Below are 22,015 nucleotides of genomic sequence, written 5' to 3' on the forward strand. Positions count from 1 at the left end.
GTGGTCATGCTGAACGGAATCGGCAACATTGCGTATTTGGGCGCGAGCACGCTGTTTATCCTGAGTTTGCGCGGACTGAGTCATCCGACGAGCGCGCGCCGCGGCAATCTGTATGGCGTGGCGGGCATGCTGATCGCAGTCGTTGCGACGCTGATCATCGCACAGGGCGCGGGGATCGAAGTCGTATTGGCGGCGGCCGTGATCGGCGCAGCGGTCGGCGCACTGCTGGCGCGGCGTGTCGAGATGACCCAGATGCCGCAACTGGTCGCGATATTGCATAGCTTTGTCGGGCTGGCCGCGGTGCTGATCGGCTTTACCAACTATCTGATGCCGGCCGGCGAGTTCGGCGGCGCGGAGCGGGTGATTCACCTGTCCGAGATTTATCTTGGCGTGTTTATCGGCACGATCACGTTCACCGGTTCGATCGTCGCGTTCCTGAAGCTGCAGGGCACGATCAGCGGCAAACCACTCGTGCTACCGGGCCGGCATGGGCTGAACCTGCTCGCGCTGGTGCTGTGCGTCGCGATTGGCTACCGGTTCCTCACGGCGCCGTCGGGCGCAGACGGCATCGTCGCATTGCTCGTGATGATCGTGCTCGCCGCGGCGCTCGGCGTGCATCTGGTGATGGCCATCGGCGGCGCGGACATGCCGGTTGTCGTGTCGATGCTGAACAGTTACTCAGGATGGGCCGCCGCGGCCACGGGCTTCATGCTGAGCAACGACTTGTTGATCACGACCGGCGCGCTGGTCGGCTCGAGCGGCGCGATCCTTAGCTACATCATGTGCCGCGCGATGAACCGCAGTTTCATCTCGGTGATTCTCGGCGGCTTCGGCGCGGCGAGCGGCACGAGTTCGGCGGATATCGCGGGGGAGGTGGTGGCGACCAGCGTTGACGAAGTCAGCGCGATTTTGCGCGACGCGTCCGAGGTCATCATCGTGCCGGGCTACGGGATGGCCGTCGCGCAGGCACAGACGACCATCAGCGAAATCACGCGCAAGCTCGACGGTCTCGGTGTACGGGTGCGTTTCGGCATCCATCCGGTCGCCGGACGCTTGCCGGGCCACATGAACGTGCTGCTTGCCGAAGCGAAGGTGCCGTACGACATCGTGCTCGAAATGGATGAAATCAACGAAGATTTCAGCAACACGGATGTCGTCCTGGTGATCGGCGCGAACGACATCGTGAATCCGGGTGCGCTCGAAGATCCGGGCAGTCCGATCGCGGGGATGCCGGTGCTCGAAGTGTGGAAGGCGCGCACGGTGGTCGTGTCGAAACGCAGCATGGCGACCGGCTATGCAGGCGTGGACAACCCGCTCTTCTACAAGGACAACACCCGGATGCTGTTCGGCGACGCGAAGGGCAGCGTCGACGCATTGCTGAGACAACTCGACGCTTGACCGGCTGTTGCCGCGCTCGCTCGCCCGTCACCTCACCTTACTGACCGATTATGATCCGCCTACGCAAAGCAAAGATCGTCGCGACCCTCGGCCCCGCGACCTCCGATCTCGAAACGATTACCCAACTTTTTCACGCCGGCGCTGATGTATTCCGGCTGAATTTCAGTCACGGCTCGCACGAGGACCATCGGCGGCGCTATGAGCTGGTTCGCGAGGTCGAGCGTGCTTCGGGCCGGCCCATTTCGATTCTGGCAGACATGCAGGGACCGAAGCTGCGCGTCGGCCCGTTCGCCGAGGGCAAGGTGATGCTCGTGACGGGCGCCGAATTCGCGCTCGACCGGAACCCGGCGGACGGCGACGTCAATCGCGTATGCCTGCCCCATCCGGAACTCTTCGACGTCGTCGCCGCCGGCCAGTCGCTGCTGCTCGATGACGGCAAACTGCGCCTGGAAGTGCTCGACAACGACGGCGAGCGGATCCGTACCCGCGTATTGCACGGAGGAACGCTATCGGATCGAAAAGGGGTGAATGTTCCCGACGCGATACTGCCGATTCCCGTGCTGACCCAGAAAGACCTGATCGACCTGGAATTTGCATTGTCGCTCGGCGCCGACTGGATTGCGCTGTCGTTCGTACAGCGTCCCGAGGATTTGATCGACGCGCGCGAACTCATTGGCGAGCGCGCCGGGCTCATGGTCAAGCTGGAAAAGCCGGCGGCGCTCGATCGGCTCGATGAGATCGTGATTGCGGCCGACGCGGTGATGGTCGCACGCGGCGACCTGGGCGTCGAGCTTCCGCCCGAACGTGTGCCGGGTGCCCAGAAGCGCATTCTTCGCTCCTGCCGCAGCCACGGCAAGCCGGTGATCATTGCGACACAAATGCTCGAATCGATGATTTCAGCGCCAGTGCCTACGCGCGCCGAAGCATCGGACGTCGCGACGGCGATCTACGATGGCGCGGACGCCGTCATGCTGTCTGCGGAGTCGGCCAGCGGCGGCTTTCCCGTGCAGGCCGTGGCGATGATGGAGCGAATCATCAAGGAGGTCGAACATGACCCGCTCTACCGGAGCCTGCTCGATGCCCAGCATGAACTTCCGCTGGGCACACCGGGAGACGCCATCTGCGCGGCACTGCGCGATGTCGCGCAGACCATCGCTGCAGTTGCGACGGTCACGTACACGACGTCCGGACACACCAGCCTGCGGGCCGCCCGTCAACGTCCGGTCGTGCCGATTCTCAGCATCACGCCGAAGCTGTCGACGGCGCGGCGTCTTGCGCTGGTGTGGGGCGTGCATTCCACGGTCAGCCCTGACGTCGAATCGGTCGACGAGATGGTGAGTGCCGCGTGCAGCATCGCCGCGAGACAGGGCTTTGCAAATTCAGGGGACCCGGTGGCGATCGCGGCGGGCATGCCGTTCGGCGAATCTGGTACCACCAATTTGCTGCGAATCGCCAGAGTCTAGGCGACGCCGCACGCAAGCTGGACGGGTAGACGGAGATAAGTGGCCGGAGCGCTTTCGATCGTGCGCGGGCGCGCTCGCAGTGACTGCAAAGTTTCGAGGATGTATTAACGATAGCTAATATGACGCAGAGGAAACTTTAACTTTTGTTAATTGTTGAAGCCGTCCATCATGGTTCAAGCGCCATGACAGTTCAGCCTTGACATGCAGGTGTTTTGATCAGGCAAGCAAACAAGTCAATAGACGGAGATAGAGAACGTGTTACAGACTGACACAGCCTTCAGCGGCTATACGGCGCGGCGGCATAACCGCTGGGTCCAGCTGGCAGCCGGGATCGCCTGCATGGGTCTCATAGCGAACCTTCAATACGCATGGACCCTCTTTGTCGTCCCGATGGATGCCAAACATCACTGGGGGCAAGCCGCCATCCAGCTGGCGTTTTCGATTTTCATCGTCACCGAAACCTGGCTGGTGCCTGTCGAGGGTTGGCTCGTCGACAAGTTCGGTCCTCGTCCTGTCGTCATTGGCGGGTCGATCTGCGCGGGTTTGGGCTGGATTCTCGACGCCTATGCGCCGAATCTGCCGGTGCTCTACGTCGCCGCTGTGATTGCCGGTATCGGAGCAGGATGCGTTTACGGCACCTGTGTGGGCACGGCGCTCAAGTGGTTTCCCGACCGGCGCGGTTTGGCCGCCGGTCTGACCGCGGCGGGCTTCGGCGCCGGCGCCGCGCTGACGGTGATCCCGATCTCCAACATGATCCAGAGCGCCGGGTACGAGCATGCGTTTGTGTTCTTCGGCGTGTTCCAGGGCGTCTGCATCCTGCTGCTGGCAACCTTGCTGGTGCGCCCGAAGCCGCCGGCGCATGCGGTTGGGGCCAAGCGCATCGTCGCAACGAAGACCGATTACACGACGAAGCAGATGATTCGCGCACCGCTTTTCTGGGTGATGTACGCGATGTTCGTGTGCGTCGCGGCAGGCGGCATCATTGCCACTGCGGAGATCGGTCCGATCGCGAAGGAGTATGGCTTTGCGGCGATGCCGGTCAGCGTGCTGAGCGTGACGTTGCCGCTGCTGACGATGACGCTGTCGATCAACAATATGTGCAACGGTTTCACGCGCCCGCTATGCGGTTGGGTCTCCGACCGGATCGGCCGTGAGAACACCATGTTCATGACCTTTATCGGCGAAGCGCTGGCGCTGCTGGGGCTGATGCACTTCGGTCACAACCCGTACCTGTTCGTGCTGTTTTCCGGACTCGTGTTCCTGTGCTACGGCGACATTTTCTCGAATTTCCCTGCGACGTGTGCCGACACGTTCGGCGCCAAATACGCGGCGGGCAATGCCGGTACGCTTTATACCGCCAAAGGGACTGCCGCCATGCTGGTGCCTGTGGCTTCGCTGTTGTCCGCGCACGGTGGATGGAACGCGGTGTTCATCTTCGTTGCGTGTATTTCGTTGATGGCCGGTGTGTCGGCGAAGTTCATCCTGTATCCGATGCGACGCCGCTGGATTCTGAACTCCGCTGCGCTTAGCACGGCATCGGAAAGCCACTTTCGACCGTCGCCTCTCGGTTCGCATGAGTGAGCGCTGTTGTAGTAGCGCTCACTCGGCATGCAATGCGGGATCAGAACGTGAAGGCATCCCAAGGCCGCTCTGCAGGAGACTATCTTGGCCGGTTCGAATGAGTTGATTGAGCGGCATATCCGCCGTGGTGGTTCCCTGCTCGCGGTACTGCACGCGATTCAGGATGAACTCGGCTACGTGCCGCCAGACACGGTTGCGCCGCTCGCGCGGGCGATGAACCTGTCGCGCGCGGAAGTGCACGGCGTCATCACCTACTACCACCACTTCCGCACGCAGCCCGCCGCGCCCGTCACGGTGCAGTTGTGCCGCGCGGAGGCGTGCCGCAGCATGGGCACCGAAGCGCTCGCGCAACATATCGAGGCGCACACCAGCTGCCGTTTCGATGCGGAGCATCGGCATGACGCGACGGTGGAACTGGAATCGGTGTATTGCCTCGGCCAATGCGCGCTCTCGCCGGCAATGATGCTCAACGGCACGCTGCACGCGAAAGTCACGCCGCAAAAGTTCGACGCGCTCTTCGCCGCCGCCAGCAAATGCGTGGAGGTAACGGCATGACGTGCGTTTACGTTCCCCGTGATTCGTCGGCGCTCGCGCTCGGCGCGGACGCACTGGCGCAGGCGATCGAAACCGAAGCCGCGCGCCGCGGTATTGAAATCGAATTGGTCCGCAACGGTTCGCGCGGCCTGTTGTGGCTCGAACCGCTTGTCGAAGTCGCAACGGCCGAAGGCCGCATCGGCTATGCGAATGTGGAAGAGACCGACATCGCCTCGCTGTTCGACGCCGGTTTCATCGAAGGCGGCGAGCATGCGCGCCGCGCGGGCGTTGTCGATGAGATTCCGTATCTGAAGAAACAGCAGCGTCTGACCTTCGCGCGCATCGGCATCACCGATCCGCTGTCCATCGACGACTACGTCGCGCACGGCGGCCTCGAAGGCTTGCAGCGAGCCCTGAACACCGACGGCGACGCCGCCTGCGAAGCCTTGATCGAATCGGGCCTGCGCGGCCGCGGCGGCGCGGCGTTCCCGGCCGGCATCAAATGGCGCACGGTGCGCGGCGCGCAAGCGGCGCAGAAATACATCGTCTGCAATGCGGACGAAGGCGATTCCGGCACCTTCTCCGACCGCCTCGTGATGGAGAGCGATCCGTACGTGCTGATCGAAGGAATGATCATCGCGGGCGTCGTGACCGGCGCGACGGTCGGCTATATCTACGTGCGCAGCGAGTATCCGCACTCGATCGCGACGCTCGAAGCCGCGATCGCCAAGGCGCGCGCCGCGGGCTGGCTCGGCGACAGCGTGCTCGGCTCGGCGCACCGCTTCGAGCTGTTCGTCGCGAAAGGCGCGGGCGCCTACGTATGCGGCGAGGAAACCGCGCTGCTCGAATCGCTCGAAGGCAAGCGCGGCATCGTCCGCGCGAAGCCGCCGGTGCCGGCGCTGGTCGGCTTGTTCGGCCAGCCGACCGTGATCAACAACGTCATCACGCTCGCAACGGTGCCGATCATCTTCGCGCGCGGCGCCGCGTTCTACAAGGACTTCGGCATGGGCCGCTCGCGCGGCACGCTGCCGTTCCAGCTCGCGGGCAATGTGAAGCAAGGCGGCCTCGTCGAGCTCGCGTTCGGCGTGACGCTGCGCGAACTGCTCTACGACTACGGCGGCGGCACGGCAAGCGGGCGGCCGGCGCGCGCCGCGCAAGTCGGCGGTCCGCTTGGCACCTATCTGCCGGAAAGCCAGTGGGACATTCCGATGGACTACGAGGCGTATGCGGCCGTCGGCGCGGTGGTCGGCCACGGCGGCATCGTCGTGCATGACGACACCTCGAATCTCGCCGAACTCGCGCAGTATGCGATGCACTTCTGCGCGCTGGAATCGTGCGGCAAATGCACGCCGTGCCGGATCGGCTCGACGCGCGGCGTCGAAGTCATCGGACGGATTCGCAACGGCGACACCTCGACGCGGCAAGTGCAGCTGCTGCGTGACCTGTGCGACACGATGGTGTCCGGCTCGCTGTGCGCGATGGGCGGCATGACGCCGTTCCCGGTGCTGTCCGCGCTCGACCATTTCCCCGAAGATTTCGGCCTCGATCACGCGCCCAAAGCGGCCGCGGCCTGACCCAGGAGCCTCATATGTCCGACGTGCCCAACTCCCCTGCCGGTGGCTGCGGTTCCGGCAACTGCGCGTGCAAATCGCAAGCACTGCAGACACAACAACAACGCGCGCCCCGCTCGTTCTTCGACGACACCGACTACGGCACGCCGCTCCGTCATGCCGACATCGACGTCACGCTCGAAATCGACGGCCAGGCGGTGACGGTGCCGGCCGGCACGTCGGTGATGCGCGCCGCCGTGGAAGCCGGCGTGAACGTGCCGAAGCTTTGCGCGACCGACTCGCTCGAACCGTTCGGTTCATGCCGCTTGTGCCTGGTCGAAATCGAAGGCAAGCGCGGCTATCCGGCCTCGTGCACGACGCCGGTCGAAGCCGGCATGAAAGTGCGCACGCAAACCGATCGCCTGCAATCGCTGCGGCGCAACGTGATGGAGCTGTACATCTCCGATCACCCGCTCGACTGCCTGACCTGCCCCGCCAACGGCGACTGTGAACTGCAGGACATGGCGGGCGTGACCGGCTTGCGCGAAGTGCGCTACGGCTTCGATGGCGCAAATCACCTGAAGGACAAGAAGGACGAATCGAATCCGTACTTCACATACGACCCGTCGAAGTGCATCGTCTGCAATCGCTGCGTGCGCGCCTGTGAAGAGACACAAGGCACGTTCGCGCTGACCATCGCCGGGCGCGGCTTCGAGTCGCGCGTCGCGGCCAGCGAAAACCAGCCGTTCATGGAATCGGAGTGCGTGTCGTGCGGCGCGTGCGTCGCCGCGTGCCCGACCGCGACCTTGCAGGAAAAATCCGTCATCATGCTCGGCCAGTCCGAGCATTCGGTGGTCACGACGTGCGCGTATTGCGGCGTCGGCTGCTCGTTCAAGGCGGAGATGAAGGGCAACCAGGTCGTGCGGATGGTGCCGCACAAGAACGGCCGGGCCAACGAAGGCCACGCCTGCGTGAAGGGCCGCTTCGCATGGGGTTACGCGACCCACAAGGACCGCATCACCAGGCCGATGATCCGCGCGAAGATCACCGATCCGTGGCGCGAAGTCAGCTGGGAAGAAGCGCTCAGTTACGCGGCCTCGGAGTTCCGCCGCATCCAGGCGAAGCACGGCCGCGATTCGATCGGCGGCATTACGTCGTCGCGTTGCACGAACGAAGAAACGTATCTCGTGCAGAAGCTCGTGCGCGCCGCGTTCGGCAACAACAACGTCGACACCTGCGCGCGCGTGTGCCACTCGCCGACCGGCTACGGCCTGAAGACGACGCTCGGCGAATCGGCCGGCACGCAGACTTTCGCGTCAGTCGATAAAGCCGACGTGATCATGGTGATCGGCGCGAATCCGACCGACGGCCATCCGGTGTTCGGCTCGCGGATGAAGCGCCGCATACGCGAAGGCGCGAAGCTGATCGTGGTCGATCCGCGCCGCATCGATATCGTCGATACGCCGCACGTGAAGGCGTCGCATCATCTGCAACTGCGTCCGGGCACCAACGTCGCGATCATCAACGCGCTCGCGCATGTGATCGTCACCGAAGGCCTGCTCGACGAAGCCTTCATCGCCGGGCGCTGCGAAACGCGTGCGTTCGAGCAATGGCGGGCATTCGTCGCGCTGCCTGAAAATGCGCCGGAAGCCACCGCGGAGCTCACCGGCGTGCCGGCCGAAGAAGTGCGCGCCGCCGCCCGCATTTACGCCACCGGCCACAACGCCGCGATCTACTACGGCCTCGGCGTCACCGAGCACGCGCAAGGTTCGACGATGGTGATGGGCATCGCCAACCTCGCGATGGCGACCGGCAACATCGGGCGCGAAGGCGTCGGCGTGAATCCGCTGCGCGGCCAGAACAACGTGCAGGGTTCGTGCGACATGGGCTCGTTCCCGCACGAACTGCCCGGCTATCGTCACATCAGCGATCCGATCACGCGCGCGCTGTTCGAAGAAGCATGGAACGTCACGTTGCAACCGGAACCGGGCCTGCGCATTCCCAACATGTTCGACGCCGCGGTGCATGGCACCTTCAAGGGCCTGTACTGCCAGGGCGAGGATATCGTGCAGTCCGATCCGAACACACATCATGTGTCGGCGGCGCTGTCGTCGATGGAATGCATCGTCGTGCAGGACATTTTCCTCAACGAGACCGCGAAGTATGCGCACGTGCTGTTGCCGGGTTCGTCGTTCCTCGAAAAGGACGGCACCTTCACCAACGCGGAACGCCGCATCTCGCGCGTGCGCAAGGTGATGCCGCCGGTGCCGGGCTACGCCGACTGGGAAGTCACGGTGCTGCTCGCGCGCGCGCTCGGCTATGAGATGGACTATGCGCACCCGTCCGAAATCATGGACGAGATCGCCCGTCTCACGCCGACCTTCCACGGCGTTTCGTACAAAAAGCTCGACGAGCTCGGCAGCATCCAGTGGCCCTGCAACGAGAACGCGCCCGACGGCACGCCGACCATGCACATCGACACCTTCGTGCGCGGCAAGGGCAAGTTCGTGATTACGAAGTTCATCGCAACGCCTGAAAAGGTCACGCGCAAGTTCCCGCTGCTGCTCACCACGGGCCGCATCCTGTCGCAGTACAACGTCGGCGCGCAGACGCGCCGCACCGAAAACTCGCGCTGGCACGACGAAGACCGTCTGGAACTGCATCCGCACGACGCGGAAGAACGCGGCATCAAGACCGACGACTGGGTCGGCATCGAATCGCGCGCGGGCCAGACCGTGTTGCGCGCGAAGGTGACCGAGCGGATGCAGCCGGGTGTCGTCTACACGACGTTCCACTTCCCCGAATCGGGTGCGAACGTGATCACCACCGATAGCTCGGACTGGGCCACCAACTGCCCGGAATACAAGGTTACCGCGGTGCAGGTGATGCCGGTCGAACAGCCGTCGCAGTGGCAGCAGGAGTATTCGCGCTTCAACACCGAGCAGCTCGATCTGCTGAAGCAGCGTGAGTTGGCCAATGCAACGTCGGGTAAGTGAGGCAAGCCATGGATGACCAGAACCTGATCGACATGGCGAACCGGATCGGCGAGTTCTTCGAGTCGATGCCGGACCGCGAAGAGGCGCTGGCCGGCATCGCCGATCATATTCACCGCTTCTGGGAGCCGCGCATGCGGCGCGCGTTGCTGGCAGTGCTCGATACGCCGAACAATGAGGCGTTGTGCCAGATCGCGCGTGAGGCGCTGGCGGGCCATCGCGCTTGGTTGACGCCCGTTCGAGCATAAGCGGCGAAGCCTGCGGCGGCGTCGCATGCGCCCGCGATACGGCGCACGGTGATGACGCCCCGCTGGGAAAAATTCGCATCGTCGGAGTCGAAACGGATGTCGATTTCGACGCGACAGCGTTCGTGACTTCAAAACAGGAGGAGACAGATGAAGATCTGTATTTATGGCGCCGGCGCGATCGGCGCGTACCTCGGTGCACAACTCGCACTGGCAGGCGCCGACGTCAGTTTCGTGGCGCGCGGCCCGCACCTCGCCGCCATGCAGGCAAACGGCGTACGTCTGCAGATCGACGGTACCGAGCGTATCGTCAAGGTGCGTTGCTCAGCGGACCCGCGTGAACTCGGCGTGCAGGACTATGTGATCGTTGCGCTGAAGGCGCATTCGGTGCCGGGCGTGGTGGGCGCGATGCAGCCCTTGCTGGGGCCGGACACGGCGATCGTTACCGCCGTAAACGGGATCCCGTACTGGTATTTCTACAAGCATGGCGGCGAATTCGCCGGCACCACGCTCGACAGCATCGACCCGGGCGGCAAGCAGTGGAACCAGCTCGGACCCGAGCGGGCGATCGGTTGCGTGGTGTATCCGGCGGCCGAAATCGTCGAGCCCGGCGTGATTCGCCATGTGTACGGCAAGAAATTCCCGATTGGCGAGCCGGGCGGCGAACAGACGCAGCGGATCCAGAAACTGCACGAAATCATGGTGGCGGCGGGTCTGGACGCGCCGATCCGCGACACGATCCGCGACGAGATCTGGCTGAAGCTATGGGGCAATCTCTGCTTCAATCCGATTAGCGCGCTGACCCACGCGACGCTGGACGTCATCACGAGCAATCCTGCAACGCGTGCGGTATCGCGAACAATGATGCTGGAAGCCAAAGCGATCGGCGACCGCTTAGGCGTGCATTTCCGCGTGGATGTCGAAAGGCGCATCGATGGCGCGGGTGCGGTCGGCGCCCACAAGACCTCGATGTTGCAGGATCTTGAAGCCAACCGCCCGATGGAGATCGACCCACTACTTACCGTTGTCCAGGAAATGGGCCGGCTGGTCGGCGAGGCAACGCCGACGATCGATACGGTGCTGGCATTGATCAAGCTGCGCGAGTGCATTGCGCAGCAAGCGCCGGTTCAGGCAGCTTCTTCGCCGGTCAAGGCTGTTTCTTCATCTTCGGAAAGCGCGGGCCGGACGGTGGCGGCCTCCCGCGCGGCATAGGCGCGGCGAGCGCGCCTCTCACGGATGGACCCGTGCGCCTGCGGAAGTGTGCACGGACCCGCCGTGAGTGCAGTCGTCGCTCAATATCGAATCGGAAACGGCGCAGTCCTCGCGAGGGATCTGGTGCAAACAGGTGGCGTGGTTGAGATATTTATTATAGATATGGATACCTTATCGACTGAACAGGACAAAATTCCAGACGGAGGGCGCAGCGATGTCCTCGAGCGCGAGAGCGGCGAGGTCGAACTGCCCCTTGCGAAAGCGATGCATCAACTCGATGCCTGAAATCGTGGTCGCGGCGCTCCTGAACCGTTTGAAGCCGAGCATCACGTTCGTTCTGGACTTGATGTGACGATGGTCCTGTTCGATCAGATTATTGAGATACTTCGAAGACCGCACCTTCGTGTCCTCGGGCAGCAGGCCATCAGTTTTCATCTCACGCAAGGCCCGGTGCGAGGCGGCATACCCATCGAGCGTGACCGTCTCCGGTGCCCGGCCCTGATGTTTGATTGCTTTGCTGAAAAAGGCTTTTGCCGCAGCCACATCGCGCTTTGCCCTGAGCATAAAGTCTACCGTCTGGACGACCCGATCCACCGCCCGATATAGATAAACCCATTTGCCCCGGATCTTCAGGTACGTCTCGTCAACTCGCCACGACCGTCCCGCAGGTGTTGCGAAATGGTTCCAGCGCTTGACGAACTCGGGCGTATAGCGCCGCACCCAACGCAGGACCGCCGTGTCCCCCAAGGGGACTTCCTGCGGGGCGTGAGCAAGCGACAACCCTCGCTCAGCCATCATCTCGACGATATCGCGCAGGCAGAGTTTGTAGCGCAGATACCAGCGCACACAAAGAATAATCACGTCACGGTCAAAGCGACGGCCCGCGAACAGCCCGTCCAGACTCTTCAGTTTGCTCATCACGGGCCCCCAAATCGGTCAGCCCGACACTCTATCCGATTCGTTGATAGCTATTTGCACCACAGCCTTGAGTATCTGGTCGCGAACGATCGACGAGCTCGCCGGGCTTTGATCGCTCGCGTTGACGTGCCGTAGATGGATGACCGCGAGGCGATCCGGCGTGTCAGTGAGAATGACGCGATAGGTCTGCGTGCATGGTCGCCCTGACTCGTCAGGAAAGATCAAGTCCGCGAAAGGAGTTTGATAAGGCATGCGAATCTCCGCAATGGGTATGTCCGGTTCGGATGGACCGACATAACCAGCCTACGGAGTGCAGCGGGAAGTCAAAGGCAACACCAGACCAGCGCGCATAAACCAGGAATCGAACAGCACCCGCACCGGCTTGTCGGCCACCCCTGCCAGTGCGCGCAGCAGCGCCAGCGCAATCACGAGCTTGTCGCGGTTGCCGGTCGTCGGCACCAGGCGGGAGAGAATCGGCAGCACCAGGTTGGCTCCGCCATGGCCGAGCACGCTCAACCCGACGGTGACCCAGCACTGCGCAAGCAGGAACGGTGGCCGGTTGGTCTTGCGACTGTGGTCGTGGCGATATCAGCAACTGGGCGCCGACGCCGAGGAACGCGGGACCAGCGTACCGTCGAGGACCAAGGTCAGCACGTCGAAGGGTAGCACCGACAGCACCAGACGAAACAGCGCGCGGGCCGGGTGCACGGTGCGCACGCTGCCTCGCTCGATCAGCTTGTAGTAGGTGGTCCAGCGGGACGGCGACAAGCAGGAAGCTGATCCATTCGGACAGGCACAGTCGGGCGAGGTTGGACAGGGACATGAGCAATTGCATGGGGATCGAAAACGATCCTCACGACTCCTGCCTCATGTCAAGGTTTACGATTGCATAATACATTTTCCGCCCCGCCGACCTGGCCGGGGACGCAGATGTCTAAAGTTCAGACGGGTTCAAATGCTTCGGTGAATCCTCAAGAACGGGGGTGCGTAAGCCAATCCCTACAGGATTCCACGAAAGAGTTGATTGCCGCAATTGACTGGTGCGTCAATACTGGCAGGCCGAAGGCATGCGCGTCATCAGTTTTCGTCATGAGCAGAACGCAGGCAACCCAGCCGCGATTGCCGGCTTTATCACTAAAAGGCTGTCTAAGAAGTAAGCTTGATGGAGAGCCACCTCCGCATCGCAGCACGCACTCCCCATCTAGAATTCCGTCAGACTGCAGCATGATGGACTCCTTATGAAGTCGATTCAGCGTTGACGGCGTAGCGGGGGCAGGGTGGAGCGGCGAGGAAACGGTGACCAGGTCACGGGTCTCGTCTCCCGATTCACTGTGACGGCCAGCATGCGTTGCGGTTTGAACATGTCGGCTTTCCACTGGGTCTCGATCCCGGGATGTTGTGACAAGGCGGCCTGGTGGTTGACACCCGCAAATTTTCAATCTTCCGCGTAACGTCCAAGGCCCACGCTGCCAAGCAGCGATACCGCGGAGAGTCCGTTGAAGAAGACCGCCAGCGGCAGCCACTCGCCCTTGTAGTTCTGTGCCAGCATGGCGCCGATCAGCGGGGTCGTACCGCCCTTACCAGGACTAATTTGGTCATGGCATCGTTTGCGATACGTCCGTCGCGCCGGTACGTATCGCGAAGTATGAAGCGTGAAGAGGGGACTAGCTGCGGTAATCGGATTGCGGGTCGTCTATGAGCCGTAGCGCTGCGCGCCACGCCAAGTTCGCGATTTCCGCCGAGTCTTCACGATTGAACTGGGCAGCGGTCAACTCGCAGACTTCGCGCGGCGGAATGCGCAGCGCGGTACCGCCGGCCAGCGCCTGGATCTGCGCCTGGCAGGCCCGTTCGAGAAAATAGATTTCGTGAAATGCTTCGGCAGCCGTGGCGCCCGCTGCGAGCAGCCCGTGATTGCGCAGGATCATCGCCTTGCAGGAACCAAGATCCCGAACCAGACGTTCGCGCTCGCCGAGTTCGAGGGCGATGCCTTCGTAGTCGTGGTAGGCGAGCTTGCCGTAGAACTTCAACGCATGCTGACTGATCGGCAGCAGCCCATGCTCCTGCGCCGACACGGCGGTTCCGGCCGCCGTGTGCGTGTGGATCACAAAATGCAGATCGTCACGCGCCGCGTGAATGGCCGAATGAATCGTGAAACCCGCGGCATTCACCCGGAATAGTTCCGGCTCGCTGTGCGCGCGCTCGTCGATGACGTTGCCGTCATGATCGATCTTCACCAGGTCCGACGCGCGCATCTCGTGAAAAAGTACGCCGTAGCGATTGATCAGGAAGGTCGGCGGCTCTCCCGGCAGGTCTGGCAGGCGCGCCGTGATGTGCGTGTCGATCATGTCCGTCATGCGGAAGTGAGCGACCAGACGATAGAGCGCGGCGAGCTCCTGTCGTACGTGCCTTTCTGCATCGAATTGGGCGTCGAGCGGCCCGGCTTTTTCGATCATGGGATCGGGCGTGTGCATCGTTTGCATTTCAAAAGACTCCGGGTTCGCATAGGCTGTCGTGTGTGTAGTGTTCGCCTGCGCGGAAGGCTCGTCAACTTTATTGTTCTAATGCCGATCATTGGACGCATGAATACTGTGCGGCATGAAGCATTGCAGGACATCGCGAACCGGCTCTTTCGCGTCGAGACGCGCCGGAATCGCTGCTACTGCGCGACTGGATTCGCGAGGTGTGGCAAGACGTGCATTCGTCGATGTCGGCCCGGGTGTCGGCACGCTGACGAATGGCGACCACGTGATTCCGCTCTACACGCCGGAATGCCACCAGGGCAAGTTCTGCCTGTCGCGCAAGACCGATCTCTGCCAGTCGATCCGCTCGGTCGTGCTGTACTAAGTGAAATGATCGGTCAGCTATTTCTGATTGCCGATAAACAGATTAGATGGAGTTGGGCGCTCCTTTAGGTGCTTCCAAGGTTCCTTCGAATCCTACAATGGTGCCTGTCACATAGCGAACAGTGGTGGGTTAGAAATGGCAGACAAGGCGATGTTGGTGGTCAGTGCGCACAGCGCCGACTTCGTGTGGCGTGCAGGCGGCGCGATCGCACTACACAAGCAAAATGGATACCGCGCGAAAGTCGTGTGTCTTTCGTTCGGCGAGCGTGGCGAGTCGGCCAAGCTTTGGCGCAAGGGCGACATGACGATCGAGAAGGTCAAAGCAGCGCGAAGGGAGGAGGCCGAGCGCGCCGCGGAAATTCTCGGCGCCGAGGTCGAATTCTTCGATCTCGGGGATTACCCGTTGCGCGTATCGGACGATGCATTGATGCGGCTTGTCGATGTTTACCGCGACCTGCAGCCGGCTTTCGTGTTGAGCCATTCGCAGAAAGACCCGTACAACTTCGATCATCCGCTCGCCATGCATGTTGCCCAGGAAGCGCGCATCATCGCGCAGGCTGAAGGCCATCACCCCGGGCAGAAAGTTGTCGGTGCACCGCCCGTGTATGCGTTCGAGCCGCATCAGACCGAACAGTGCGAATGGATGCCGAACACCTTCCTCGATATCACCGAGGTGTGGGAGACCAAGCGCCGCGCCATCGAGTGCATGGCAGGTCAGGAGCATCTTTGGGAATACTACACGCGCGTCGCATTGCAGCGCGGCGTGCAGGCAAAGCGCAACATCGGCATCACCGCGGTGCGCGACATCAAATACGCAGAGGGCTATCAGCGCGTAACGCCGGCTGTCACGGGAGATCTGGCATGAAACGGGGCGTCGTGGTGACCCATATCCGGCGTGCCGACGCGCGCGATGTGGCTGTGCTGCAGCATGCGGGCGCTGCGACCGTGCACGAGGCACAGAGCCGCTTGGGCCTGCTCGCCTCTTACATGAGACCCATCTACTCGGGCCCGGCAATCGCGGGTTCGGCGGTCACGGTGCTCGTGCCGCCGTCGGACAACTGGATGCTGCATGTCGCAGTCGAACAATGCCGCGAGGGCGACGTTCTTGTCGTGGCGCCGACCTCGCCGTGCGAGGATGGCTATTTCGGCGATCTGCTCGCTACCTCGCTTGCTGCACGCGGTGTGCGCGGATTGATCATCGACGCGGGATGTCGCGACGTCGCCTCGCTCAAGGAAATGAAATTCCCTGTCTGGTCGAAGGCAGTCTCCGCGCAAGGTACGGTCAAGGAAACACTCGGCTCGGTCAATATTCCGGTGGTGTGCGCGCAGCAGATCGTGAATCCCGGCGACGTCATCGTCGCGGATGACGACGGTGTCGTCGTCGTTCCGATCGACACGGTGGCACGCGTGGCGCAGGCGTCGCAGGCGCGCATGGCGAAGGAGGAGAAGACGCGTTCGGTGCTCGCCGGCGGCACGCTCGGCCTGGATTACTACGCCATGCGCGAGAAGCTCGCGGAAAAAGGCGTGCGCTACGTCGCCTCGGCCGAGGACCTTTGACGGAGGGCACGGCGATGTCCAGTCACTCACAAACGCGCATCCCCTGCATGATGATGCGTGGCGGCACGTCGAAAGGCGCTTACTTCATGGCGTCGGATTTGCCGGCCGATGCAGCCGAGCGGGACCGTGTCCTGCTCACCGTGATGGGCTCGCCCGACCCGCGTCAGATCGACGGCATCGGCGGCGCCGATCCGTTGACGAGCAAGGTTGCGATCATCTCGCGCTCCACACGCCAGGATGCCGACGTCGACTATCTGTTCGCGCAGGTCTTGGTGAACGAAGCGCGGGTCGATTTCGGGCAGAACTGCGGCAATATTCTCGCGGGCGTCGGCCCGTTTGCGATCGAGCGCGGCCTGGTTGAAGCGCGGGACGGCAGCACGCGGGTCGCCATTCACATGCTCAACACCGCTCAGATCGCGGTTGCCACGGTCCGCACGCCAGGCCGCCAGGTCGCCTATGAGGGCGATGCGCGCATCGACGGCGTGCCTGGCATGGCGTCGCCGATCCCTCTCGAGTTCAGGGACACGGCCGGTTCCACATGCGGCGCGCTGCTGCCAACCGGCCGTCTTCGAGATACCGTCGACGGAGTCGACGTGACGTGCATCGATAACGGCATGCCGCTCGTGCTGATTCGGGCACGCGATCTGGAGCGCACCGGCTATGAGACGCGCGAGCAGCTGGAAGCGGATGAGGCACTGAAGGCGCGCATCGAAAAGATCCGGCTCGCGGCGGGACCGATGATGAATCTCGGCGATGTGAGTGCGCGCACGGTCCCGAAGATGTGTCTCGTCGCTGAACCTCGCCATGGCGGAACGATCTGTACGCGCAGCTTCATCCCGCATCGCTGCCATGCATCGATCGGTGTACTCGGCGCGGTGAGCGTCGCCACTGCAGCGGTGCTCCCGGGCACGGTCTGCGACGGCATTGCCGATCTGGACAGCGACGGTACGCGAAAACGCGTATCGGTCGAGCATCCAACAGGCGAGTTCACGGTGGAACTTGCCCTCGGCGGAGAACCGGACCGGCCCGAGGTGCTGAGCGCCGCGCTGTTACGCACGGCAAGGTGGCTCTTCGACGGGGCGGTAGGCATTCCTTCTTCCGTATGGCAGGGGCGGGCATGAACGGCCTTACCCGGTTCGCATTCGTTGGATTCGGCGAGGCTGGCGGCATTCTCGGCGCCGCGCTTGCCGCGAAAGGTATGCAGGTATCGATGTATGACCTGCGACGGGACCTGCTTCGCGAGAAAGCCGTCACCGCAGGCGTTCGTGTAGCCGACACCCTGGATAGCGCGATCGACGGCGCGAACATTGTTGTGTCGGCTGTGACCGCGCAAGCCGATATCGAGGTGGCCGAAGCGGTCGCACGATGCATTGCGCCGAGGCAGACCTACCTCGACATCAATTCGGTCTCACCGCGCACCAAGCAGCACGCGCAGGCTTGCGTCGAGGGGGCTGGCGCGCATTATGTCGAGGCTGCTGTCATGGCGCCTGTGCCGCCTTATGGGCTTGCCGTGCCCATGCTTCTGGGCGGGACGGACGCCGCGCGCGTCGCCGCGCTACTGAATGCGTCCGGCTTCAATGCGCGCGCCGTCTCGGAGAAGGTCGGCGTAGCCTCCGCGGCGAAGATGTGCCGCAGCGTCATGATCAAGGGTATTGAAGCGTTGACCGTGGAATGTCTACGCGCCGCGCGGCGCTACGATGCCGAGTCGATCGTGCTGGCGTCGCTTGGTGAAACGTTCGACAAAATGCGCGATGCCGCGGATCTGCCTGGCTACCTGGTCAGCCGGGTAGCGGAACACGGCCGCCGGCGCGCGGCTGAAATGTGGGAAGTGTCGCAGACCTTGCAGGAGGTCGGCATCACGCCGTTCATGAGCGAAGCGTGTGCGCGTCTGCAGGACAGTATTGTTAATACGATGTCGCAACGGGACATCGACTATCCATCGCTGCCCGTACCGTTCGACTGGCGTGCATTCTTCGACGACCTGTCAGGCGAGGCATTGTGAGGTGGTGCGGCGACTAACTGCCGGCCATGCTGATCGTACGCGTCACGTCGACAACTGACAGACGGATCGCATCGATCAACGCACGCGCAGCGGGGGACGGGGTGCCGGCTGCGCGCATGGTCAGTCCTATGTCGCGCCGGGTATTGTGCAACCTGACGTCGAGCACCGCCAGCTGACCGGACTGAACCTCATAGTGCAACTGCTGGGCCGATAGCGCGGCAACCATGTCCGTGCCGAGCAGCAAGCCTCGAATCACCGCGAGGTCAGCGGTCTCGACCGTCGGCATGGGCGGCTTCACTTTCATCCGCTTGAACTGCGTTTCGAACAACCCACGAGCCGGCGCGTTGCTGCGCGGCAAGATCCATTGCGCGTCGCGCATGTCCATGACTGTCAGATCACGCGCGTGAGTAAGCGGATGATCGCGGCGAACCAGCACCACCATATCTTCCGACATCAAGCGCTCGTTTTTCAGGCCGCTGGCGGCGTCATTGTCGCGCAGCGCACCGAGAATGAAATCGATATCGCCCGCGCGCAGCCCCGCGACCAGTGCCTCATAGGCGCTCTCGTCAGTCACGACCCGCACCCCCGGATTCTCCGCGCTCATCCGGGCAATCGCTCTGGGCAGAATCAACGTGCGCCCAAGCGGCAGCGCGCCAACGGTCACCGCGCCCTGGATCTTGCCGTGCAGTGCGGCGATATCGTCGGGCACATGCCGTAACTCGTTCAACGCGCGACGCACGTGAAGCAGAAACGTCTCGCCTTCAGTCGTGAGCAGAATGCCGCGCGGGCTGCGATGGAAAAGACTCAGGCCGGAGCCGCTTTCCAGCACGCGAATAGCAGTGCTCACGGCCGGCTGGCTGATGCCAAAGGTCTTCGCCGCACTTGGCATGTGCCGGTGACGCGCCAGTGCGGTGAACAACTGGAGCCGCCGGGTGTTGAGCAGATACGCCGGCAGTGCGCCCTCTACCGCCGGCCGCCGGCGCGCCTGTTTTGCTGAACACCACTGCGCAAGTTCCTCGAGTTCGGCGAAGATCCGCTCGCAACGCTGCAGCACGGCGCGGCCAACCGCGGTAGGGAGCATGCCCGAGGGGCTGCGGTCAAAGAGTGGCTCGCCCAGTGCCGATTCGAGTTCCTGCACGGAACGGGTCACCGCCGACTGGGCGCGAAACAGCGCCGCTGCCGCACGCGTTGCGCTGCCCATATCGGCAACGAGTCGAAACGCGCGCAGTTGCGCCAGGTTGAGAAGTTCTTTGTTGCTCACGGATGGTGACGCTCTGGCTGGCGGATTGTTGTTGGCGGGGCAGCCTGTGCCGTCGTCATGCCGCGCCTGCGATCAGGTGCAACGCCGGCAGCGACAGATTCAGGCTTTCTTTCGATATTTGCGTATGTTCTTTCATCAACGCCTCCACGCGCGCGCCTTCACCTTTTTTCAACGCGTCTGTGATCGCATGATGCTGGCGATGTGCGTACATGAGCATCATGAACTGGCGTTCCCTGGCGGATTCGTCGAAGGCGATCGTGAAGGGCTAGACGAAAGGAATTTTGTCGTTCAGGCTCAAAGCGGCGCTGACTGCCATGTTCTGCGCAGCATCGACGATGAGCGCGTGAAAGCGCCCATTCATCGCTGCATATCGCACGTCGTCGCCTGGCTTTAGATGCCCTGCGTTGAAGATATCGTCACCTGCCCGCAGACAGTCCTCGAGAGAAGCCGCCAACGCAGCGCCCACTCCGCCTTCGGCGACCGAGCGGGCGGCGAGTCCTTCGAGTACGCCTCGCACGTCGATGGCGTTGAGTACATCGCGGACGCTGAAGCGCCGTACGACATATCCACGCGCGCCCGACCTGTCGAGCAATCCTTCCGCGGACAGCACGCTCAACGCATAGCGCAACGGCGTGCGCGACACGCCGAGCCATTGCGCGAGCTGCGCTTCCACCAGGCGTTGCCCGGGTGAAAGCTCGCCGGCAAGAATCTTCTCGCGCAACGTCTGAACAATCGCCTGCTGGGTAGTCTCGTTCATGGGTCAATACTCTTTCGACGCCGTCAAGTATAGCGACGCGCCAAGCCTCGCACCACGCTTACAAACCGGCTTGCGACTTCGTTTCAGTGCCATCTGTTTTGTTTATGGTATGCGGATAACCGGATGGAGGGGGCCGAAGACGATTCGCGCGCTCGGGATACCAGGCGCGCTTTACGTGGTGGGGCTTGCAGCGGCTGCCGGCGTGTCCGGGCGGGTGCAGCCAGGCGCCTTACGGGCAATTTATCGCGATCGCATGTGGTTTACCCGCACTTCCTGAAAACCCATGCAATTTATATCTTTGTATCCCAAGATGGTTGCGATTGCTACCTCCCCGGTAGCCGCGGCCCATCCGATTGGCGCGTGGGTGCGCGCAGCGCGAAGTAACGGAAGACAACGATATGGCAAGGATCATTGGTGGGATCGGTACGTCGCATGTGCCGACTATCGGCATGGCGTACGACAAGGGCAAGCAGAACGATCCTGCGTGGGCTCCGCTATTTCTCGGCTACGAACCGGTAGCCAGGTGGCTCGCCGAGCGCAAGCCGGACGCGATGGTGATGTTCTATAACGATCACGCCAACAGCTTCTTCTTCGATTGCTATCCGACGTTCGCGCTGGGCGTCTCCGCCAATCACGAGTTTGCGGACGAGGGCGCGGGCAAGCGTCCGCTGCCGGACATCGCGGGTCATCCCGATCTTGCTATCCACATTGCAGAGCAGCTCGTCGCCGAAGAGTTCGATCTCACGATCTTCCAGGACCGTCCGCTCGACCACGGCTGCAACTCGCCGTTGTCGCTGATGCTGCCGCATGAGGGCGGCTGGCCGGTGGCGCTGGTGCCGTTGGAAGTCAACGTGCTGCAGTATCCGCTGCCCACCGCGAACCGTTGCTACCGCCTCGGTCAGGCGCTGCGTCGCGCGATTGAGTCTTTCGAGCAGGATCTGGATGTGGTGGTTGTCGGTACGGGCGGCCTCTCTCACCAGGTCCACGGGGAGCGAAGCGGCTTCAACAACACGGATTGGGACATGGAGTTCCTCGATCTGATCGTCCATGATCCGCAGCGCCTCGCGGCGATGAACCACGTCGACTACGTGCGGCTCGGCGGTGCTGAGAGCGTCGAGACGATCATGTGGCTGGCGATGCGCGGCGCGCTGGGGCCGAAGGTCCGCGAGCTGCATCGCAATTACTACCTTGCGACGAGTACCGCGATGGCGGTGACGATCTACGAAGATGAGGTGGCGCAATGAACCCGCAGCTGGTCGGCATCGAGGAACTGACGGGTACGTATCCGTTCGATATTCGCCAGAGCATGAAGGCGATGCGCCTGAACCGTTTCTTCTGGCAGATGCGTGAATCGCAGGCTCGCACACTTTGGCTGGAAGACCGCACGGCCGCGTACGACGCGGCCGGCCTGACGGCAGAAGAACGCACACTCGTCGACAACACAGACTGGATTGGCCTGATTCGCTATGGCGTGTGTTTCTTCGTCCTCGAAAAATTTGCGCGAGTAGTGAAGATCACGAACCTGGGGATGTACGCGAGCATGCGAGGCGAAACGCTCGAAGCGTTCCTGAAGACACGCAGGGTGCCCGAAGCAGTCTGAAGCAACTCACCCCCTGCGCCGCATCCGTTTGGCGGCTTTTCATTTCGATACCAATAAGACCCCGGATTCGACAGAAATCGCGGGCGGGAAAACTATTTTCT

At 62.6% G+C, this 22,015-nt stretch carries 20 protein-coding genes and 3 pseudogenes; 15 read left to right on the plus strand and 8 right to left on the minus strand.

Going from position 1 to position 22,015, the window contains the following annotated elements; genetic code table 11:
- Window positions 1-6: 6 nt before the first annotated feature.
- The 8 genes from pntB (at window position 7) to WN982_RS26690 (ending at window position 10,976) form a co-directional block, all read left to right on the plus strand.
- Complete coding sequence (gene pntB, locus WN982_RS26655) at window positions 7-1,398, plus strand: Re/Si-specific NAD(P)(+) transhydrogenase subunit beta (protein ID WP_341318596.1); 1,392 nt, start codon at window positions 7-9, stop codon at window positions 1,396-1,398.
- Between the two features lie 50 nt (window positions 1,399-1,448).
- On the plus strand, window positions 1,449-2,861 hold the full coding sequence (gene pyk / locus WN982_RS26660) for a pyruvate kinase (RefSeq protein ID WP_341318597.1): 1,413 nt from the start codon (window positions 1,449-1,451) through the stop codon (window positions 2,859-2,861).
- A gap of 255 nt (window positions 2,862-3,116) precedes the next feature.
- Window positions 3,117-4,442 carry an oxalate/formate MFS antiporter gene (gene oxlT, locus WN982_RS26665; protein WP_341318598.1) on the plus strand — a complete coding sequence of 442 codons (1,326 nt, stop codon included), beginning with the start codon at window positions 3,117-3,119 and terminating at the stop codon, window positions 4,440-4,442.
- An 84-nt stretch (window positions 4,443-4,526) separates the two neighbouring features.
- Complete coding sequence (locus WN982_RS26670) at window positions 4,527-4,997, plus strand: NAD(P)H-dependent oxidoreductase subunit E (protein ID WP_341318599.1); 471 nt, start codon at window positions 4,527-4,529, stop codon at window positions 4,995-4,997.
- Window positions 4,994-6,550, plus strand: coding sequence for an NADH-ubiquinone oxidoreductase-F iron-sulfur binding region domain-containing protein (locus WN982_RS26675; RefSeq protein WP_341318600.1), 1,557 nt, complete (start codon window positions 4,994-4,996; stop codon window positions 6,548-6,550). The genes WN982_RS26670 and WN982_RS26675 overlap by 4 nt, the downstream gene beginning before the upstream one ends.
- A 14-nt stretch (window positions 6,551-6,564) precedes the next feature.
- The gene (gene fdhF, locus WN982_RS26680; protein WP_341314634.1) at window positions 6,565-9,522 is read left to right on the plus strand and encodes a formate dehydrogenase subunit alpha; all 2,958 of its coding nucleotides are present in this window, start codon (window positions 6,565-6,567) and stop codon (window positions 9,520-9,522) included.
- Window positions 9,523-9,530: 8 nt separating this feature from the next.
- On the plus strand, window positions 9,531-9,767 hold the full coding sequence (locus WN982_RS26685) for a formate dehydrogenase subunit delta (protein WP_341318601.1): 237 nt from the start codon (window positions 9,531-9,533) through the stop codon (window positions 9,765-9,767).
- Between the two features lie 147 nt (window positions 9,768-9,914).
- On the plus strand, window positions 9,915-10,976 hold the full coding sequence (locus WN982_RS26690) for a 2-dehydropantoate 2-reductase (RefSeq protein WP_341318602.1): 1,062 nt from the start codon (window positions 9,915-9,917) through the stop codon (window positions 10,974-10,976).
- A gap of 171 nt (window positions 10,977-11,147) precedes the next feature.
- Here the strand turns inward: WN982_RS26690 and WN982_RS26695 are convergent, their stop codons facing one another.
- The 6 genes and pseudogenes from WN982_RS26695 to WN982_RS26720 all read right to left on the minus strand — a co-directional run bounded on the left by WN982_RS26695 (window position 11,148) and on the right by WN982_RS26720 (window position 14,347).
- Window positions 11,148-11,894 (minus strand): IS6 family transposase, encoded by a 747-nt coding sequence (locus WN982_RS26695; RefSeq protein ID WP_341318603.1) that lies wholly within the window; start codon window positions 11,892-11,894, stop codon window positions 11,148-11,150.
- Between the two features lie 18 nt (window positions 11,895-11,912).
- The gene (locus WN982_RS26700; RefSeq protein WP_341318604.1) at window positions 11,913-12,146 is read right to left on the minus strand and encodes a hypothetical protein; all 234 of its coding nucleotides are present in this window, start codon (window positions 12,144-12,146) and stop codon (window positions 11,913-11,915) included.
- A gap of 51 nt (window positions 12,147-12,197) precedes the next feature.
- A complete protein-coding gene (locus WN982_RS26705) occupies window positions 12,198-12,377 on the minus strand; it encodes a hypothetical protein (protein WP_341318605.1) in 180 nt (59 codons plus the stop codon).
- Window positions 12,378-12,482: 105 nt separating this feature from the next.
- Entirely contained in the window at window positions 12,483-12,662 is a 180-nt protein-coding gene (locus tag WN982_RS26710) for a hypothetical protein (protein WP_341318606.1), read from the minus strand.
- A gap of 667 nt (window positions 12,663-13,329) precedes the next feature.
- Window positions 13,330-13,470, minus strand: a pseudogene (locus WN982_RS26715) (MFS transporter); the annotation flags it as partial.
- A gap of 88 nt (window positions 13,471-13,558) precedes the next feature.
- Window positions 13,559-14,347, minus strand: a complete 789-nt coding sequence (locus WN982_RS26720) for a class II aldolase/adducin family protein (RefSeq protein WP_341319433.1) — start codon at window positions 14,345-14,347, stop codon at window positions 13,559-13,561.
- 250 nt (window positions 14,348-14,597) lie between these two features.
- On the opposite strand from WN982_RS26720, the pseudogene WN982_RS26725 reads away from it, so the two are divergent.
- The 5 genes and pseudogenes from WN982_RS26725 to WN982_RS26745 form a co-directional block, all read left to right on the plus strand.
- Window positions 14,598-14,723: pseudogene (locus WN982_RS26725) on the plus strand (S-(hydroxymethyl)glutathione dehydrogenase); the annotation flags it as partial.
- A 150-nt stretch (window positions 14,724-14,873) separates the two neighbouring features.
- Window positions 14,874-15,602, plus strand: a complete 729-nt coding sequence (locus WN982_RS26730; RefSeq protein WP_341318607.1) for a PIG-L deacetylase family protein — start codon at window positions 14,874-14,876, stop codon at window positions 15,600-15,602.
- On the plus strand, window positions 15,599-16,294 hold the full coding sequence (locus WN982_RS26735; protein ID WP_341318608.1) for a 4-carboxy-4-hydroxy-2-oxoadipate aldolase/oxaloacetate decarboxylase: 696 nt from the start codon (window positions 15,599-15,601) through the stop codon (window positions 16,292-16,294). Before WN982_RS26730 ends, WN982_RS26735 begins: the two co-directional genes overlap by 4 nt.
- Window positions 16,295-16,308: 14 nt before the next feature.
- Window positions 16,309-17,415, plus strand: a complete 1,107-nt coding sequence (locus WN982_RS26740) for a 4-oxalomesaconate tautomerase (protein WP_341318609.1) — start codon at window positions 16,309-16,311, stop codon at window positions 17,413-17,415.
- Window positions 17,412-18,296 (plus strand): DUF1932 domain-containing protein, encoded by an 885-nt coding sequence (locus WN982_RS26745; RefSeq protein WP_341318610.1) that lies wholly within the window; start codon window positions 17,412-17,414, stop codon window positions 18,294-18,296. The genes WN982_RS26740 and WN982_RS26745 overlap by 4 nt, the downstream gene beginning before the upstream one ends.
- Window positions 18,297-18,309: 13 nt before the next feature.
- On the opposite strand, the gene WN982_RS26750 is transcribed toward WN982_RS26745, so the two are convergent.
- Window positions 18,310-19,557 (minus strand): LysR family transcriptional regulator, encoded by a 1,248-nt coding sequence (locus WN982_RS26750; protein WP_341318611.1) that lies wholly within the window; start codon window positions 19,555-19,557, stop codon window positions 18,310-18,312.
- Between the two features lie 55 nt (window positions 19,558-19,612).
- Window positions 19,613-20,314: pseudogene (locus tag WN982_RS26755) on the minus strand (GntR family transcriptional regulator).
- A gap of 398 nt (window positions 20,315-20,712) precedes the next feature.
- On the opposite strand from WN982_RS26755, the gene WN982_RS26760 reads away from it, so the two are divergent.
- A complete protein-coding gene (locus tag WN982_RS26760; RefSeq protein WP_341318612.1) occupies window positions 20,713-21,558 on the plus strand; it encodes a gallate dioxygenase in 846 nt (281 codons plus the stop codon).
- Window positions 21,555-21,914, plus strand: coding sequence for a protocatechuate 3,4-dioxygenase (locus tag WN982_RS26765; protein ID WP_341318613.1), 360 nt, complete (start codon window positions 21,555-21,557; stop codon window positions 21,912-21,914). Before WN982_RS26760 ends, WN982_RS26765 begins: the two co-directional genes overlap by 4 nt.
- The last annotated feature ends 101 nt before the right edge of the window (window positions 21,915-22,015 follow it).

The sequence above is a fragment of the Paraburkholderia sp. IMGN_8 genome, from assembly GCF_038050405.1.
Classification (GTDB): domain Bacteria; phylum Pseudomonadota; class Gammaproteobacteria; order Burkholderiales; family Burkholderiaceae; genus Paraburkholderia.